Consider the following 17,259-nt stretch of genomic DNA (forward strand, 5'->3'; position numbering starts at 1 on the left):
ATGCTAATTTTAACGTCATACTACTCATTAGCTACCTTCTTTACCTCGTTATCGGTCAATAGCGGTTGATTTCTAAGCCTTAAATACACTTGTGCCGTAGTGAGTACATCTAACTCACAATAGGTAACAATACGGTCTAAATTGTTTTGCTCGTAATACACCACGCGTACCATACTGCCGTCAATATCTTCTTTGGGCGATGGTATGCCCAGTACATGTGCCATTAGCTTTAGTGAAGTATAATGTTTGTAATCTCCAAATTTCCAAAGCTCCATGGTATCTATATGTGGAACTTCCCATGGTTTTTTACCGAACAGGTCTAGTTTTTGAGGTAATGATATACCGTGAATAATCATTCTACGGGCTATGTACGGAAAATCGAATTCCTTACCGTTATGCGCGCAGAGTACATGCTTTACATGGTTAAAATGCTCGTCTAATAGATTTTTAAAATCTTGTAGCAATTTGATCTCTTCACGATAAAACGTGGTTATTCTAAAACTACGCTCCTCTTTTTGAAAGGTAAAATACCCTACGGATATACAAACAATCTTACCGAATTCTGCCCATATACCAGCACGCTCGTAAAATTCTTCTGCAGTAATAGCATCTTTACGTTGGTACTGAGATTTGTGTGCCCACAGTTCTTTTGTTGTTTCGTCAAGTTGATCAAACGAGCTTTTTTCTGGTACGGTTTCTATATCTAAAAATAAGATATTATCAAGATGTATTTTATCGGGCATAGAAAGGTAAGATACTAATAAGTAGGAAATTAACACAATTTCGCTTAAGCCCTTTTTTTGAATTTTGTGTTTGATTGGTAATGTTTATTTCCAGTATATCACATTTACATTATTACGTTCTACCCAACTTCTTCAATAGTTTTCAATTCTTTATTTTGAATTTTCTTAACGATTCCTGGATATTTAGATAAGAATTTTTTAATCTTTTGTTTTAAAAATCACTTTCTCATTTATACTGAATTTTACCGCAATAATTTGGCTGTGAACAGTGCGGGGTGCTAACTAGGGTTTGCATTCTGACGCGTAGATAGCGAAATCTTTTTGTTTTTTTTCTTGTTTAAAGCATAATCCATACTAAGATTTGAGGGCTTCATAAAAAACGTAAACATATGGTTTAAAAAGTATTATGTATTTTTTATGGTTATATAAACATTAGTTTTTAATTCCCAATTTCCTTTTTATGATTGCTTCCCTCAACATTTTTTCATCATCTCCAAATAGAGAACTACCCTTCATAATGTAATAAGATTTAATATCATTATTGGGTTTTTTAATTTTGATTTTTAGATGTTTAAAATGTGTCACAACCATAAGTCGAGTAGTTTCAATGGTCAAAATATTTTCGAGCTTAATGACCTTCTCATTTTCAAAAAAAGGCTTTTTTAAAATTATTAAATGTTTCTTAGAATCGTAATATCCAATGTAGGAAATGGAATAAAGTACAATTCCTGTAACTATTAGAACTAACATCATAAATAGATAAAAGTACTCTTGATTTCTTAGTATATTTTCCCAATCTACGATGGCTTTGTAGATACCGTATATTCCTAATATTATAATAATTAGATAAAAATTTAGAATAAATTTGGCTCTAAAAGAATGTAATTGTATTAAATCTTTTTTCATTTTAAATTACCGTTACATATTTACAAAGGCTATTTGTCAGCATTAGCTTTTTTCTGAATTTTTGATATATCGTAATTAATTTCACCAGATTTGTCAAAGTTTTCAATGAACATTTCAGGGGTAATGAAATAGCCGCCTGATTCTTGAATCACTTGGTTATTTTCATTTAGTACAATCATGCGTGGTACTGTTCCAATATTAAATTTTTTAAAGTATTTATAACCAGAAAAACAATCTTTAGTTAATGCTGTCACGCTATAATTATTCTTACAGAATTTTCTAAATTCAATACTCTTTTCAAATTTTGAATAAAATTGTTTATCTAATTCAGAATCAGATAAAAAAAACAATATTCTTGGTCTATTAACTGAGGCCCAAGTTTGGTTTTGGTTACATTCAAGGTTTTCAGAAAAATGATAATTAAAGTATAAATCGTCTATACTATTATGCAAGGGCCAAAAAAGCAAATTAAATGGTTTTGTCGTTTTTGGTCCTATTTCTCTAAGTAAAACAGTATTTATCGCGTTGGTTTTATATTTCTGCAGGTTGTTTACATTAACAAAACTTAAAGCTTCTTTGAGAATATCATTTTTCGAATCGTTAATTGATTTATAGTTAATTTTCCATTGATCATTTTCTTTGTTAAAATCAATTTTTAACCCATTATTTAGAGTGAGAACTCCTTTATTCCCATTGAAACTCGTTTTCATAATATGATAATCTCTATAAAGAGATTTATGATACTCAAAACGACCATTTGAAAATAAAGTTTCAAATAAATCTATTGTTTTGAGGCTTGATAAGGAGTCGTTTGATAATAGAGACCTAGCTGAAAGTATGTTAAACCTATCTATATATTTTATTTTTGAAATTTCAAAAGAATCGGATGAAATGATTTTAGCATGTAAGTTTTTAAGATATACATGAGAATTCTTGTCCAGAAGATTGATGATTTCACTTCCATTGTCTTTTTTTAGAGCATTTTTGTAGTCTAAATAGACACTCTCTATTTCATCTTTGTCATTGGTGCAAGAGACAAAAATAATAGTTAGAAAGATTAAAAGGTATTGAGATAGTTTCATAATTTTAACAATCGTATATAGGTTCAATTAAGTATATGCTCAACCATACATGGATATATGTAATTGATTCTTAGAATTAGTCACTAATATACCACTAAAGAATAAACCTACAATTAAGTGTCATCTTCCGTGTCGGAAAAACATCATCATAAAAATCATATCCAGTAGATAAACTATAATTTGATTTTAAACCCTCCGTTTACCACAAACCCATCAACTGGGGCGTAAATATCTCTAAATTCAGGATTAGAGATGGAACCCGTAAAAATGGTATCAAACCTAGTTTGTCTTGTATCTCCAAAGTTTTCGAAATTGATGAAAATTGAGAAGTTTTTCCACAGTTTTTCTGCCATAAACCCAAAAAGCCAATATTGTTCACCAGTGGCACCATCATTTAATTGTTGTGGACCAAAGTAATAGGCTTCGAGCCCTATTTTCCATTTTTCTTCTACCTCATACATCAATACGTTGTTTAAGCGGTGTTTTGAAACTAAAGGGAATGTACTCTTGGTGTCATTGTAATGCTCGTTTACGTCTGCTAATGTATACCCTACAAAGAGAGCCAGGTCTTTATAAGCTAGCTTTACGTTGGTCTCTACACCCTTTGTATCAATGAAACCATCGGGTTGTTGAAATTCATAGGATCCATTGCTTAAAGGAGTAAGAATTAGCGGGTCTTTTATTTGAGTATAGAAGAATAGGGTGTTTATACTGAAAAATAAATTGTCTGATAACGGAGTTTTGTAATCAATATCAAAGTTACTACCTATGCTCTGTTCAGCTTTTGTATTTGGGACATCTATAGGCAATACATTTCTAAATTGTATGCGTTCTGCATCTTCGGTAAAAACGGTTGGTGTTTTGTAACCCAAACCACCACCAAGTCGCATTGATAATTTCGGATTAATTTTTAACAATGCAGAAATTCTTGGTAAAGCAAAAAAACCATATTCATTTTGATAATCACCTCGTATACCCGTCTCTAGCACAAATTTTTCTGTTGCGTTCCAAGTATTTTGTATAAAGGCACCTGTTGTAATGTGATTATAATCTATGGCTTCTGTATTGTTCAATTGATCTTGGGTAAATTTGTCTGTCCAAAGATTTAGCCCCACTATCCACTCAGATGTGGTATTTCTGGTCGTGTAGTTTGCTTCACTAAAAGACGATGTCTGAACTCCAGAAAATAAAAAATCAGGTATTTCAATGCTTCGGTCATATAGGCTAATACTGTTTTTTAATGCCAGATTAGAATTTTCGTTCAGTTGGTGTTCTATACCTAATTGCGTGCTAAATCTGTCAGTAGTATTTTTTTCAAAAAAAACATCCTCTTCATCACGGTTGCCTTTAATATATTCAATGTCTCCCCCAACTCTATCTTCTTTTACGCTGTTAAAACCTACGTTCACTGAAGTTTTATCACTTAAATCAATAAATATTCTTGGGTTTAAAGTATAGCGTGTAAATTTAGGAATAGCCGTAAGGCCTATATCAGCTGGGTCATAAGGTGTACCCAAATTATAAGAAGCGAATATGGTTGTACCTATTTTATTGAATTGTTGAGAGTAAAAACCACTTGCGTCTAAACCCAATGCAGATGTTCCATTAAGCATAAAGCTTAATTCTCTTTCTTCTTTTGGTTTTTTTGAAACAAGATTTACTAGACCGGCAATGGCGCCTCCACCAAAAAGTGTTGAAGAAGCTCCTTTAATTACTTCTACTTGTTGTAAGTCTAATGGTGCTATTTGCATTAAACTTAAACCACCAGAAAAGCCTGAGTATAGAGGAAAACCATCTCTAAGTATTTGAGTGTATTTTCCGTCCAAACCTTGAATTCTTATACTTGAATTATAAGAAGTCGCTGATGTTTGTTGGGTTTGTATACCGGTACTTTCATTAAGCATCATTCTAATGTCGCCCGGTTTCATATTTCCTTTTTCCTCAAGTTCTTCTCCAGAAATGGCTTCTATTCGTGTAGGAATGTTATAAATGGTTCTTTTTGAACGTGTAGATGTAATCACTACATCATCTAATTTCTCTCCTTCGCTTTCTGTCAATGCTATGTTGATAGGCTGCGTTTCTGATAAAGGAAAACTAAATTGTAGTTTCTGCTCTTCATAACCAAGATAACTGATAACAATGGTCTGTGGTCCGTTGGGAATATTTGTAATTTCTAAATAACCGTTTTCGTCTGTACTAGAGCCATTTGTTGTTCCTTGTAAAACGGCTGATGCACCAAAAAGGGTTTCTTTGCTTTCAGTGTCTTTGATTATGGCCTTGAATGTATTTTGACTAAAAGCCAAAGACGTATATAGTATTGCCAAAAGAGGCAAAATGATTTGTTTCATTTGTCTAATGATTTAATTTAATGATGTAAAAAAGGATTAACGGTATTTGATACCGCTTTTAAAAAGTGGTGAAGCCACTTTTATCATTAAATTAACTTAGGAGGTTGCCAAATTTTCGCAAAAAAGTTACTTGCGAATTTGGACTTGTAAACCGATACCAATTTTGTTTTGGTAATATGAAATTTCTTAAAGTTGATCGAGTAATTTATAAAAACAAAACCCGAGCAAGTACCACAAGAAAAAAATGGCGAGCAGGTATTGCAACTATCATCTTGTTGGTCTTTTGAATGATTTTCTGTTAATTCTGTTTTCTCTTCTTCATTACAATTATCGTCCCAACAGCAAGGTACTGTAGAGAGTAAAAAAACATATAATGATAATATAGAACAGAGTATTTTCATTACTGCAAAAATAGTGAATATGCTTAACTTTAGTTATGCAAGGCAAGAAGGATTATCAAGAAAAACTGTTCTCCAGTTTTCAACTTAGTAATCGGGTTCTGGAGAACAACTTTTACAATCGTTTAAAAGAGGTGTTGGCCCTATGTTTCCTCTACGACTTTACGAATGGCTTTTATGGGGTTAGCGGTCAACAGCGTATAGATTTGGTTGTGTTCTTTAAGCTCTGCTTGGTCGGTTACTTTGAGAACAGTATTAGTGACCGCCAGCTGATGCTACATTGTGCCATGCGCCTTCAAATTCTTTTCTTAAAACAATGTTTTCAACCAAGAATGTTGCGGTCTGGATATTATGAATTTTCAAATGATTTCCCCAATGTTCAATTAACTGCATAATGTTTCTTCATAATGTGTGGCAACGTAAAATGATATCGTACGGCGCTCCAACGAAGAAAGTAGCTATGATCTAATATGTAGTGTTAGTGGTCGTTATTTATTTGACTTTTGTTTAAAGAAATCAATATCCTGTTCACTTAGTTTGTTTGTTGGGATTGAAATTCCAAAAGGTCGTTTTTGGTTAATCGTTAGCCAAATTCTGTTTTTGTTGATATCTATCTTTTTTATCCAGTTCCAATCTTTGTTTTCTATTAATTCTTTGTTGTTATGATGAATTAAGATTTCTCTATCATTAAATTCAACATCTGCATCAAAAGATATTTTTTTGGCAAAGGTTTTAGCACTCAAATATTGGAGTGGCCATAATATAACATTGATTCCTATAAAATAAATTACAGCAGAAACAATAGGATTCAATCCGCTAATTGGTTTTAGAAATCCTAATACTAAAGTCATTATCAAATATTTCCAAATTGACTTTTTTAAGAAGAAATATATTTTTGCTCTTAAAATATTTTCGAAGTTTAAGACTAATCTTTGTTTAATCATTTTACCTGCTTTGCCTGAATAACCTGTTTGCGTTTTTGATTGATAGGCAAATTAGATATTTAAGACTTATTATTTAATCTGTCTATGGGTTTTCTTTTGATAATATTTTAATTCTGCACCATTTGATATATGGAATTAGTTTGCAGTTTAATTTTGAATGACCCCTAACGGTTTGGCTAAGCGTAGTGCGGAGGCAAGGAAACTTTTTGGTTCCGTCTCTCCTGCTAGCCGGCGCTTTTTCTTTTGTAACTATTTTTTAATTGCCAAATCCAAAAGATTTGGTGGTCTTAGTAAATAATACCAAGCCATTAAATTCAGTACTTTTTTGCTCTATTTGCTATAGATATTGTTACCACTCGCTTTTATTCGGATTCATCATAAATGCCAACAGTTTCTATTCCATTTTCTGAAAATTTTAAAAGTTCGGTTGTCAATGGATAGCCTGATTTTCTAAATTCTTCCACAACCACTTGACCAATCCGTTGTGAAAAGAACAGAGAATCTTGTTCAGAGAAAACATAACAAAAATCTCTAACCGGTATTACAGCATAGAACGGAAAACTAAAATCGGTTTTAATTTTTGTCTTCATTGAGGGTGCTAATAATAGAGCTCCTTTTAAATTACTGTATTTAGATTCCAGAATACCTAGTTTTTTGTTTTCTATGGTATCGTATTCAATGGTAGATTCGGCTAAAATTCTATCTCCATTTTTTTCCGCTTGAGCATTTAAAATAGATTCCGATATATTCCACTTATCAATGTCATTGTATGAAATCCAAGTTAGCATATCATTTTCTCTATGGATATAAATTTTATGGACTTGATCGGTCAATTTATGATTTATAAAATCCTTGTAGTCATAGTCGCTGGGATATAAAGAAATGAAAATATTCTCTTTTGCCTCAGCCCAGTTATTAGGCATTTCAAGAGTGTAATTCCTTAAAGTTTTAGCAAAGTCCGATATTATAGATTTATCATTGTTCTTTAGATAATCTCGTCTAATATTATCTAAACTTACTTTAAGTGTTATTTTACCTTTGGCAATGAAAATCAATTCAGTTTCGTCTATTGACTCAATTTTCATTCCTTGCTTTTCAATTTCGGCTTTGAATTCATTAAGGACAAAATCCTTTTTTTGATTATTGCTCCTGAAAAGTTTGCTTAATATGCTCAAGGTTAATATGTATTTGTGAATTTATTTCAAAATTTGCGGTGACGATTGGGCTAAGAAACGTAGGGCAGATGATAAGCACTATCGTTTCGGTTTATTACTTAGCTAAATATTAATATTTTGCTTTTATCTTTTCTACTATAAACGCCAAATTTTTTATTTACCGTAATAGAATTCCTCAAAATTTCTTGGGTCAATGTAAACGTAAACATAATATTCTGTTGTGTTTTCTCTCAAACTGGATGTTTTTTTAAATTATTGGTAACGGCTCGTATATGCACTGTTCTAACAGAAGAGAGCATTGACGCATATACATTGTTAGCGGTATTTTCATTCTTTATATTGACTCAATAAAAAGTCTTCTTCATCGGTTGTAGCATAAGCATCTGAACTTGTCAAATGACCATCTTGGCCACTAACCCTAGTTAATTGTTTTCCTTTTCTAAAAATTAACTGAAGACCATGTTCTTGTTCCCAGTCACATCTACAGGCTATATTCAGATATATATCTTTATCTCTTCGACTTCGACGACTGATATAAATACGATTTGGATAAACATATTCCCAAATTTTATTTGAATCTTTAATTTGCCAAAGATGTTCATCTTCATCATCATATCCTATTGCTTCTAAAAACTCTTCACAATTATCAAAAACATAATTTGATATTTCCAATCTTTCGCTTGAACTCTTCTCTAAGAAAGATTTAAGAGCTTCATCTGCTTCAGTTATAAATGTTTCATCCTTATCAGGAATAAGATCAATGAAAACAACATCTAGTTCTTTATAGTCAAAAAAGGGAATCTTAATGGGACTACTTTTCCACCAATCTTCAAATCTATCATCTTGATTTAAAACACCAATTATTTCTGATTTTATTTTTTCCATGTTTAGACTTGATTTATGTTACCGTCAACGGTTGGGCTAAGCGTAGTGCGGAGGCAAGGAAACTTTTCGTTTCCGTCTGCCGACGTAGCTAAAGCTTATTGTTTTGCTTTTTCTTTTATTGTTCCAAAGCTAAATCCATAAGATTTAGCGACATTATAAATATACACAGACCTTTCGGTTTTGCCCTAAAGTCCGCATTACGTTTAGGTTGTGTTGGCAATAGTTATTTCTTTTTTTAAGTCCTGAATTTTATTATAATCTTCGATTCCTAATATGTCAATAAGTTGTAACCATCCAAGAATTCCATTTTTATGATAGTGCGTCAGTACTTCTTTAAAATGACTCAGCCTTTCAGATTCGGTTTGTAAAAAATTACATTTTATTTTTTGTCCATTTTTCAGTTCAAGAGTCATTAGGTTGTTTAACCCATTGGACAAGTGTGGAGAGAATTCCAGCATAGAATTAACAAACATTCCCCTAATATCATATGCTTGGGTAAAGTCCAATTTTGATATTTGAGATAGGTTATAATTTGCCTCGTCCACTTGTATTCTGTCTTCCCAAAAAGTCAATTTACCGCAATATGTTCCTATTTCTCGTTCATAGCGAAAGAAGGTGCTAATCATAAGTCCGATTACATAAATTAGCCATAGAATTAATAGAGTAGTGTCCCAACCATTAAAATCATATCCGTGAGATTGCCTTAAATATGCCATTAAAAATACCAAGCCTGTCCAAAAAATGGCGACTAATTTTTCGGGAGAAATATAAATCCCTTTTCTTTTTTGAAATATTCTAAGACTTCTAGGTCGCATTCTATAATTATTGCCTACGTACGTATAAACTGAATAGGGTACGTTTATTTCCTGTTTTAGAGATTAAAGCTTACTTAGCTAAGATACCACTAAAGAATAAACCTATAATTAACTATCGCTTTCCGTGGGATGAAACCACAATCATAAAAATCATATGTAACAGAAATGGCTGAAAACAATGAACTGACCAAATAGTCGGTTTTTTATTGGTAAAATGTGTTATGTGTGTTTAAAATCAACGATTGCCATTGTAATTGTATCGGTAAAATGCACAGAGCGCTAATGGAAAAGGTGTTTTAAGCGTAGTACAAACCAAGTGGTTTATTTTTGAGTAGGAAATTCACCTTCAGGTTTATTATTATTAGAGCTATGTTAGATTTTTGAATATGCCTTCCTCACAGCATCTTCACCATATTTACGCTCCAACCTTCTTAATGTAAAGTGTGAAGTTGCCATTTTCTGAAAATGATTGATAAAAATAAAGTTCATAGATCCGCCACCTAGTGCTCCGGCAATTGGAACAGCTTGTGCCATAAACTTCTCGCTAATTAATACACTAAATCTCGCTGCTATTTGGGTGATGAATTTATTGATAGCACTAGAACCAAAAACAACAGAACTATTTGCTGCAGTCTTAATAGCCGCTTGTAAGCTAGCCGAAGTAAGATTCTTTAAAGTTGATGATAAAGCAGCGCGTGCTGCATAATAGCTTGTATCCATACCATCATCATCTTTAGACTTGCCTCCTAACGCAAATACTTCCATACATTGCATTTGCCCTTCAAGGGAATAAATATCCTCACCCTGGCTTCTAGCTATATCCATAATACTGCGTAAAATGTACTTTGTGGTAATGGTCATTTCAGAAGCGAAAATGGCTGTTCCAATGCCCGTAGTTGAACCAAAAAAACCACCAACTGTTCCTGAGCCAATAACTATGGCTTTATACGTAATACTAGAAGGTTCTTTTAACGGTTTGTTCTTTGAAATGGTAAGGAGATTAGCCTTTAATAAACCCAATAATATTTTTTCTGTAGATTTTTGAAGGATATTTAACGCTTTTTCAGGAATAAATCTAGCTCCTGTTTCTAAAGAGTTTCCAACAATATTAACTCCTTTTATAGCCCAACCTATATGCTCCATTGAAGCTTTACACTTTTTAATGGTTTCAAAATCTTCACTAGAAATGGTATTTTTAACCAGCATATTATTTATCGTTTATTTGAACTTAGGGTATTAATATTTCAATAGCTCTTACCTCTCCTTCAGGCACGCAAACAGGTCCATTTTGACCTGGCAATTCTATATACCCATCTTCACAAGGTAGCGAGTCAGTTTCGCAACCTAAGAATACTACTCCCAAAATAGCTATCAATAAAATTCTTTTTAATATCATCCTTTATTTGAACTTTGATAATGTGTTTGTGTATGAAACGTAGCGTGTAAATAGACGCTATTTTATCGGAATTACAGAGCCGTATTTTTATATTTTGTTTTAACTTATAAATCTTAAAAGCCAATTTTCAAAATTTGGCGGTCTTTGCAAATAAGTACAAACCATTGAATTTAGCACTTATTAGCTATATTTTATACACCGTATTGTAAGGCATTTATTTTTAAGTGTTTTGAATCATATAACAAGCAATTTTTGATTCAGGCTCAAAGAACACATATAAATCTCCATCTCCCCAGAAATTCATTTTCTCAAAGTATTGTATGTACCATTTATCAGCTGGTTCGATATTGGTTTTTTTAGTTTTTATCTCATCGCTACTTTGTAATTGACATAAAAACCTCATTGTTTTATGTGTTTTTGGACATCTTGGAATATCCGAAAATTGAATCCAATTAGGTATTCCTGAAAATCCAATTTCATAACCAATAGCTTTGTCCTCTTTTGTTGTAAAACGGATTTTATTGTATTCTATAAATGAATCTGATTTTAAATCGTCATAAGCTGTAGAAAGAGAGTTTACTTTTTCTAAATTCAATATTTTGGGAGAATTCGGCTCAGAATAGTCTAGCCATATTTTATCCAAATCTAAATATATTGGGCAAATAAGGTTTATGTCAAATGGAAGCCAATCAAAGGCTATACTTTCTTTACTTAATTTTCCTAGATACTGAAAAGAGCCTGGACAATTGTTTGCCGGCATTGAAAAGTTAGATGGTATATTTCCACCAATCCAGTTTTCTCCATTTTCAGTTTTTTCAAAATTGAAAATCTTGTTAATTCTTAAATCCCTATATTTTATTTGGTCGTCTTTTATTATCAGTTCTTTATTATTTCCATCCTCATCTTTGGATTCGGCAAACTCTAAAAAGTTATTTTCATCATAAGTCAAAATGATATGAGAATACATACTTTCTGCTGTTTGTTTATCTGTTATTTGTGTTTCAATGAAACTGAGACAATGTTCTTTGCCATCTAAATTTACCTCCCATCCAGCCAGATATTGTTTTCTTAATTTGGTTTTTTTAGGAGTAGATTTATTTCCGAATATTTTCTTTAGTATACTCATTTTATTTTTTTTGGGTATTGACTTACAACTATTGTGCAATTAGATATTTCGTCTGTTCACTAATATACCACTAAAGAATAAACCTACAATTAGCTTAGAACTTTCTATTACGAAAAACAACAATTGCTTTTAATTGTATAGGGCTAATTAGTTATTAATAACACTCAGAAGAGAATTAGCTTAAAAACAACAAACCAACCAACCGGTCTGTTTTTTACTGGTAAAAGGAGCTGGTAATTGTAGCAACTAACGACAGCAATTACCATTGTATCGACAAAATACAAGGTGTACGAAGTTAAATGGGTATTTTGAGCACACAACAAACCAAGTGGTTTGTTTTTTAGAGGATTAAACAAGCAATTTTAGAACTGACATTACTGTTTATTGCGCTTCTTTAGCTCTGTTAGTTCTCCAAAGCACGTTTAAATTCCACTATTTCTGAGAGGTGGATTTCGTTTAAATACTCGTTGTAATAATCATCTCGTTTGTTGGCTATAGTACTTTCTGCTTTGAGAATATGAGTTTTGGCTTTTTCCAAATCTCCAAGTTTTTCATGGGCTTTTGCTATACCGAAGTGGGACTCTGGTACGTTTTCCGATTGCCGTAATGCGCGTTGAAATTCGGTTATTGCTTTTTCGTAATTTCCCAATTCATATTCGCAAAGTCCTAGGTAGACGAACGTGTGTATATCTACCCAATCTTCTTTTTGCGTTTTAATGTTACGGTTAAACATTTCAATGGCTCTTGGGTAGTCTTTTTTGCCGAAATAACATTCTCCACGTAAAAAGTCAATATCCTCGCCCCAAGGTGCGTCAGTGACGTTTGGAGTAAGATTATCAAGTTTGTCAAAGTCTAGTAAGGCTTTATCGTAATCACGCATTTTACGCAATCTGATCCACCCGCGGTACCCTAAGTGTTTAATGGGGTCTAGCTCAACAGCCTTGTTTAAATATTCAAACCCTTTATTGAAATCTCCGGCTTTGTTATAGGAAACGGAACGCTCCATCCAAGCATCGCTATTTGCTGGGTTGTATTCCAACGCTTTCTCATAGTGACGTGCATCTACCAGAAAGTCAGATTTCTCCGTATCTGATTTTAAATGCCACCAAACGGTTGATCCAATAACCAGAAATAGTATAATGGAAACTAAAAATAGGAGTAGGTATTTAAAAAATTTCTTCAATTTTTCCGTTTTTAATTTTTAACCTGATAAGGTTGTAGGTCTTATAATCTCTGTCTCTTTGCCAATTGGTTAAAGTCAGTGCAATGGTTTCCAATGCTGTTATTAATTCGCCATTGTTGAATACTGTAGGCTCGTAATTTTCATCTATCTGAAAGGTTTCTATATCACACAAAGTGCCTGATTTAGAAATATTAAGTCTTAAGGTTATAAAACCGCTACTTGGTGCTATGTTGGTTTCAGTTAGTTGTATGTTTTTAAAAGCGTTTCTCAGGGTAGGTTTCTCGCCTTCTATTCTGCTATTTATACCATATGCCCAGTAGGGCATGGTTTTTTCGTCGCAGTCGTTAGTTTCTTGCGAAAAGACTAGAAAGGGAATAAGGGTTAGTAGGAATAGGAGGTTTTTCATTTAGTTGGTATGCTATATGTATAGGCTAAAGATGAATTTGTTTGTTTTTTACCTTAGGTCTTTGTTGTGCTTTCGTTATTTATCTATTCGTTCTTTAATTGATTTTTTTATATTTTTAAATTCAACTATTCCGAATTCCAAATTTGGAATATAAGAATTATATAATTTCTGATAACTACTAATAACATAGCGTCTATATTCTTGACTATTTATAAAATAATCTTGTAGCTCCTTGCTACTATTATCTTTTGTTATTGTTTTACTTATCCACTCAGGATACCAACTGTGGTTATCTCTAAATGAATTTACAACTAGCAAACATTCATCAGAAATATTTTTCTCATAAGTGTTAAGGAATGTTCCACTATCATATAAGTCAATCAAATGAAATGATAGACTATCTTTAGAAGCAATTAATTTTAAGCGTTCAACACCGCCTTTATTCATATTAGTTATTGGACCTCCAGCCATTAATCGAGATAATCCATTGTCTAATAAATCTATAGTTCTACTATCTGAAAGGACAGCATCGTAAACGGGTTTTATAGAATCGTAATATTTGATAACGTTTGAAAACTCGTCAATGTCATTATCTAAGTCAAGAACAATCTGCTTATAAATATCAGTAATTTCAGCTTGTTGCTTTCGATTTTCATTCCAGTTGTTAATTTGTAATGCAATTAAAATCCCAATAACTACTAATACAATTTCTCCAACGGCATAAAGTAAATACTTGCTAAACTTATTTTCAGTTAATAGTTTCTGTCTAATTTTTCTAAAGAATTTTATCATTGGTTAGTGTTTTCAGATAATGAAGCACAACGATAAATTGTATGAGTAGTGGCAGATTGCGTAGTAATTTACTGTCAAACCGCTACGAGGTTTTAGCGAGATACATACTTTGATATGTCACATCGCCTGCCATTACTTATACAAAATGTTATGCGCTTTAATTATTCATTTTCTTGTCAAAAAAATTATCATAAAAATCATTTCCCATATTAAATACAAATAAGTTCAATTGTGCTCTTGTCAAACCAGTATAAACCAATTCAACGGTTTCGAATTGGTTTTCTCCTTCTTCTGGCTCAATCAATAATATCACTGTATGAGACTCCCAACCTTTATAACTATGAATAGATGATAGTTTAGTTGTTCCTGTCTTCATCCAAAAATGATTTTTCTTATTTCTTCTTATATTTTCAATCTTTTTATTGAAATCCGATTTGCTATGAATCTCTTCTTTTAATTTGTCCCAAAATTCTTTTGTTTCAAAAGTCGTAATTGTTTTTTCTTTTAGTTCTCTACGAATCAAATAATCAACCTCTCTCAAATAGTCCACTTTAGCTGATAGAAAACAAACATTAGAAGGATGTATTTTATAAAATTTTACCAACTCAGCATATTTGTCAAATAAATCTTTGGCAGTGGTCTCAATACCAAAATTGAAATATTTAAGAGTCTTCTGGTCGAAGTCAAATGTCGGATTAGAAATTATCTGCAATTCATCAATCGAGTATTTCTTTGACATTAGGTCTTTCTGATATTCTAAAGCTAATCTACCAATTTCATCTGCAAACCTTTTTGAAATATTCAATGACCTATTCCAATCGCCACGAATACCAACAGTTTTAGGGTCTCTATTTTCATCAAGTGTTCGGTTGTAAATGTTTTGTTTCTCATCTCCGAATACGACAAACTCTCCATCCTCCTCTATAAAATAATTATGAATTATTTCAAGCCAATTTGTTGTATAGTCTTGAATTTCATCAATGAATACAGCTTGATATTTTTTAATTTCATCTTTTACAGGTTCAAAAAACTTTGTATCAGAAAATGGGCTTAATGATTTAATTTCAAGACCATAATTGTTTGCTTCTGCTTTGATGAATTGGTGATAGTTAGTTATATAAAAATTCTTCCAGGGAAATTCCTCTCGAACATCATTTATTCTATCGTGAATATAATTTTTAAGAGACAAATTATAAGTTAGAATCAGAACAGTTGAATTTGTCCTCAAATAAGCATTTACAGCTCTTTTTGCTAAAACGAATGTTTTACCACTTCCTGCTAATCCTTTTATTTTTCTGCGGGGTCTTTGTTCACTTTTAATTAAAACCTCTTGTGCCTTTGTATAATTAATAACCTTACCTTCTTCAAGCATATGAAGTGGTGGTTGTAAATATCTTTTAAAACTTTCATATAAGCTATCATCAAATAGCTTTGACTTTTGATTTAACCTTGTTAGAGATAGAAAATTATTTAGATTATTTTGGCTCAATGAATCTTTCCCCCAACATTGAATATATTTAACAAACGTCCTGTACCCATTATACCTTTTATCCTCAAAGTCATTAAGGATGAAACTGTTTATTCTATGCTCATATTCACAATGAAAATACACAACGGTATTCACAATTGCCTGATAGTATTTGTTTTTCATACTTTTTGGCAAAAGATTGTCAATGTGCATATTGAATAAATTGTCTTTATAGCTTTTTACTTGCGATAGTGGTGATTTTAGCTTACAATCATTCTTTTTTAAATGCCAATCAGTATTTTTGTCTATATAGTAGTGGTCAAGAACCCAGTCTTTGACTTCGATTATTACTGCTCCACCGAATCGTTTTAGTATTACAATGTCAGGTTTATCACCGTTTATAAATGGTTGAAAATAAATTTCAAATTCGTCATTCAAATTCGTCTGCAGAAAATTAAGCAATACTAATTCTCCTTCTGTTGGTTTTTGATGAAGATTTTTAATTGTCTTTATATCTGGGAAAAGTTTTGCCATAATATTGTTGCAGTTCGTTAGTTTTTATTGCGCATAACTATTGTGTATGTGCACAATTGCAAATATTCCCCAATATTAAGGAATATGCGTAATAGTTAATATTTCAGTATACTAAATATACCATTAAAGAATAAACCTACAATTACCATCTCACATTCCATTACGGGAAACCATAATCCCAATAAATTATTTAAGTCTCCGTAAGAAATGACTAAAAACAGCAAACCGACCAACCAGTCTGTTTTTTACTTGTAAATTGAGTTAAGAGTTCTAGAAAGCAACGACAGCAATCGCAATTGTATCGGTAAAATGCAAAGAGCACTAATTGAATAAGGTGTTTTGATTACTAAACAAACCAAGTGGTTTGTTATTTGATGAAGTAGACCAGCGATTTTAGAATAAACTTTGCTGTTTTGTAGGGCTTTCATGGTTCAATAACCACTGTTTTCTATGCAACCCACCAGCGTAACCGGTAAGTGAACCATCGGATCCAATAACTCTATGGCAAGGCACTACAATCCATAACGGATTTCGGGCATTTGCAGAAGCGGCTGCTCGGGTAGCGTTTGGGTCTCCCAATAACTTTGCAAGCTCTAAATAGGATCTAGATTTTCCGTAGGGTATGTTCTGTAATTCTACCCAAACCTTCCTTTGAAATTCGGTTCCGTGTGGGTTCAGTTTTAAATTGAACTCGGTTCTTAGTCCTTCAAAATATTCGTTCAATTGGTAAACGGCATCTTCTAAAGATTCTGGTATAACATCGGTAAGTGGGGCATCAGAATTAAGCACGGTAACAGCTGAGAGTCCGTCAGTATCGCCAATAATTTTGGCAACGCCTAGGGGTGTATGTATGTAAGCAACATCGTCCATGTTGGTATTTAACTATTTATTCGTCTGGTGATGTAGGCTTTTCGATCACTCCCGTTGCCTGAGCGCGTTTTTCCCAATTTTTACGAGCAAGACTCTGCAAATCGGCAACATTGTCGCTCTCATCCATTATTTCGAGCCCAAGAAGGGTCTCAATAACATCTTCCATTGTTACAATACCACTTACAGAA

18 protein-coding genes and 1 pseudogene are annotated in these 17,259 nt (G+C 32.5%); 1 reads left to right on the forward strand and 18 read right to left on the reverse strand.

Features of this window, described 5'->3' with window-relative positions:
• Nucleotides 1–20 precede the first annotated feature (20 nt).
• The 5 genes from ABJI11_RS09830 to ABJI11_RS09850 all read right to left on the reverse strand — a co-directional run bounded on the left by ABJI11_RS09830 (nucleotide 21) and on the right by ABJI11_RS09850 (nucleotide 5,480).
• Complete coding sequence (locus tag ABJI11_RS09830) at nucleotides 21–743, reverse strand: 3'-5' exonuclease (protein WP_348351671.1); 723 nt, start codon at nucleotides 741–743, stop codon at nucleotides 21–23.
• 432 nt (nucleotides 744–1,175) lie between these two features.
• Nucleotides 1,176–1,649: a hypothetical protein gene (locus ABJI11_RS09835; protein ID WP_348351673.1), complete on the reverse strand. Its 474-nt coding sequence runs from the start codon at nucleotides 1,647–1,649 to the stop codon at nucleotides 1,176–1,178.
• Nucleotides 1,650–1,678: 29 nt separating this feature from the next.
• A complete protein-coding gene (locus ABJI11_RS09840; RefSeq protein ID WP_348351675.1) occupies nucleotides 1,679–2,731 on the reverse strand; it encodes a hypothetical protein in 1,053 nt (350 codons plus the stop codon).
• A 173-nt stretch (nucleotides 2,732–2,904) separates the two neighbouring features.
• The gene (locus ABJI11_RS09845; RefSeq protein ID WP_348351677.1) at nucleotides 2,905–5,079 is read right to left on the reverse strand and encodes a TonB-dependent receptor; all 2,175 of its coding nucleotides are present in this window, start codon (nucleotides 5,077–5,079) and stop codon (nucleotides 2,905–2,907) included.
• A gap of 86 nt (nucleotides 5,080–5,165) precedes the next feature.
• Nucleotides 5,166–5,480: a DUF6660 family protein gene (locus ABJI11_RS09850; RefSeq protein ID WP_348351679.1), complete on the reverse strand. Its 315-nt coding sequence runs from the start codon at nucleotides 5,478–5,480 to the stop codon at nucleotides 5,166–5,168.
• 35 nt (nucleotides 5,481–5,515) lie between these two features.
• On the opposite strand from ABJI11_RS09850, the gene ABJI11_RS09855 reads away from it, so the two are divergent.
• Nucleotides 5,516–5,872 carry a hypothetical protein gene (locus ABJI11_RS09855; RefSeq protein ID WP_348351681.1) on the forward strand — a complete coding sequence of 119 codons (357 nt, stop codon included), beginning with the start codon at nucleotides 5,516–5,518 and terminating at the stop codon, nucleotides 5,870–5,872.
• A gap of 93 nt (nucleotides 5,873–5,965) precedes the next feature.
• Here the strand turns inward: ABJI11_RS09855 and ABJI11_RS09860 are convergent, their stop codons facing one another.
• The 13 genes and pseudogenes from ABJI11_RS09860 to ABJI11_RS09920 form a co-directional block, all read right to left on the reverse strand.
• The gene (locus ABJI11_RS09860) at nucleotides 5,966–6,421 is read right to left on the reverse strand and encodes a hypothetical protein (protein WP_348351683.1); all 456 of its coding nucleotides are present in this window, start codon (nucleotides 6,419–6,421) and stop codon (nucleotides 5,966–5,968) included.
• A gap of 362 nt (nucleotides 6,422–6,783) precedes the next feature.
• Nucleotides 6,784–7,506 (reverse strand): hypothetical protein, encoded by a 723-nt coding sequence (locus tag ABJI11_RS09865; protein ID WP_348351685.1) that lies wholly within the window; start codon nucleotides 7,504–7,506, stop codon nucleotides 6,784–6,786.
• A 417-nt stretch (nucleotides 7,507–7,923) separates the two neighbouring features.
• On the reverse strand, nucleotides 7,924–8,481 hold the full coding sequence (locus tag ABJI11_RS09870) for a hypothetical protein (protein WP_348351687.1): 558 nt from the start codon (nucleotides 8,479–8,481) through the stop codon (nucleotides 7,924–7,926).
• 203 nt (nucleotides 8,482–8,684) lie between these two features.
• Nucleotides 8,685–9,296, reverse strand: a complete 612-nt coding sequence (locus ABJI11_RS09875; RefSeq protein ID WP_348351689.1) for a hypothetical protein — start codon at nucleotides 9,294–9,296, stop codon at nucleotides 8,685–8,687.
• Nucleotides 9,297–9,668: 372 nt separating this feature from the next.
• Nucleotides 9,669–10,502, reverse strand: coding sequence for an EcsC family protein (locus ABJI11_RS09880; RefSeq protein WP_348351691.1), 834 nt, complete (start codon nucleotides 10,500–10,502; stop codon nucleotides 9,669–9,671).
• Nucleotides 10,503–10,524: 22 nt separating this feature from the next.
• On the reverse strand, nucleotides 10,525–10,692 hold the full coding sequence (locus ABJI11_RS09885; protein ID WP_348351693.1) for a hypothetical protein: 168 nt from the start codon (nucleotides 10,690–10,692) through the stop codon (nucleotides 10,525–10,527).
• A gap of 220 nt (nucleotides 10,693–10,912) precedes the next feature.
• Nucleotides 10,913–11,818 carry a hypothetical protein gene (locus ABJI11_RS09890; protein ID WP_348351695.1) on the reverse strand — a complete coding sequence of 302 codons (906 nt, stop codon included), beginning with the start codon at nucleotides 11,816–11,818 and terminating at the stop codon, nucleotides 10,913–10,915.
• Nucleotides 11,819–12,221: 403 nt separating this feature from the next.
• Nucleotides 12,222–13,001, reverse strand: a complete 780-nt coding sequence (locus ABJI11_RS09895; RefSeq protein WP_348351697.1) for a tetratricopeptide repeat protein — start codon at nucleotides 12,999–13,001, stop codon at nucleotides 12,222–12,224.
• Nucleotides 12,985–13,407, reverse strand: coding sequence for a hypothetical protein (locus ABJI11_RS09900; RefSeq protein WP_348351699.1), 423 nt, complete (start codon nucleotides 13,405–13,407; stop codon nucleotides 12,985–12,987). The genes ABJI11_RS09895 and ABJI11_RS09900 overlap by 17 nt, the downstream gene beginning before the upstream one ends.
• A 75-nt stretch (nucleotides 13,408–13,482) precedes the next feature.
• Nucleotides 13,483–14,199 (reverse strand): DUF6090 family protein, encoded by a 717-nt coding sequence (locus ABJI11_RS09905; RefSeq protein ID WP_348351701.1) that lies wholly within the window; start codon nucleotides 14,197–14,199, stop codon nucleotides 13,483–13,485.
• Between the two features lie 157 nt (nucleotides 14,200–14,356).
• The gene (locus ABJI11_RS09910; RefSeq protein WP_348351703.1) at nucleotides 14,357–16,201 is read right to left on the reverse strand and encodes an AAA family ATPase; all 1,845 of its coding nucleotides are present in this window, start codon (nucleotides 16,199–16,201) and stop codon (nucleotides 14,357–14,359) included.
• Between the two features lie 393 nt (nucleotides 16,202–16,594).
• Nucleotides 16,595–17,071, reverse strand: a complete 477-nt coding sequence (locus tag ABJI11_RS09915) for a methylated-DNA--[protein]-cysteine S-methyltransferase (RefSeq protein ID WP_348351705.1) — start codon at nucleotides 17,069–17,071, stop codon at nucleotides 16,595–16,597.
• A 16-nt stretch (nucleotides 17,072–17,087) separates the two neighbouring features.
• A pseudogene (locus tag ABJI11_RS09920) lies at nucleotides 17,088–17,259 on the reverse strand (hemolysin); the annotation flags it as partial.

Origin of the sequence: Maribacter sp., assembly GCF_039968975.1 — a bacterium.
Classification (GTDB): Bacteria; Bacteroidota; Bacteroidia; order Flavobacteriales; family Flavobacteriaceae; genus Maribacter.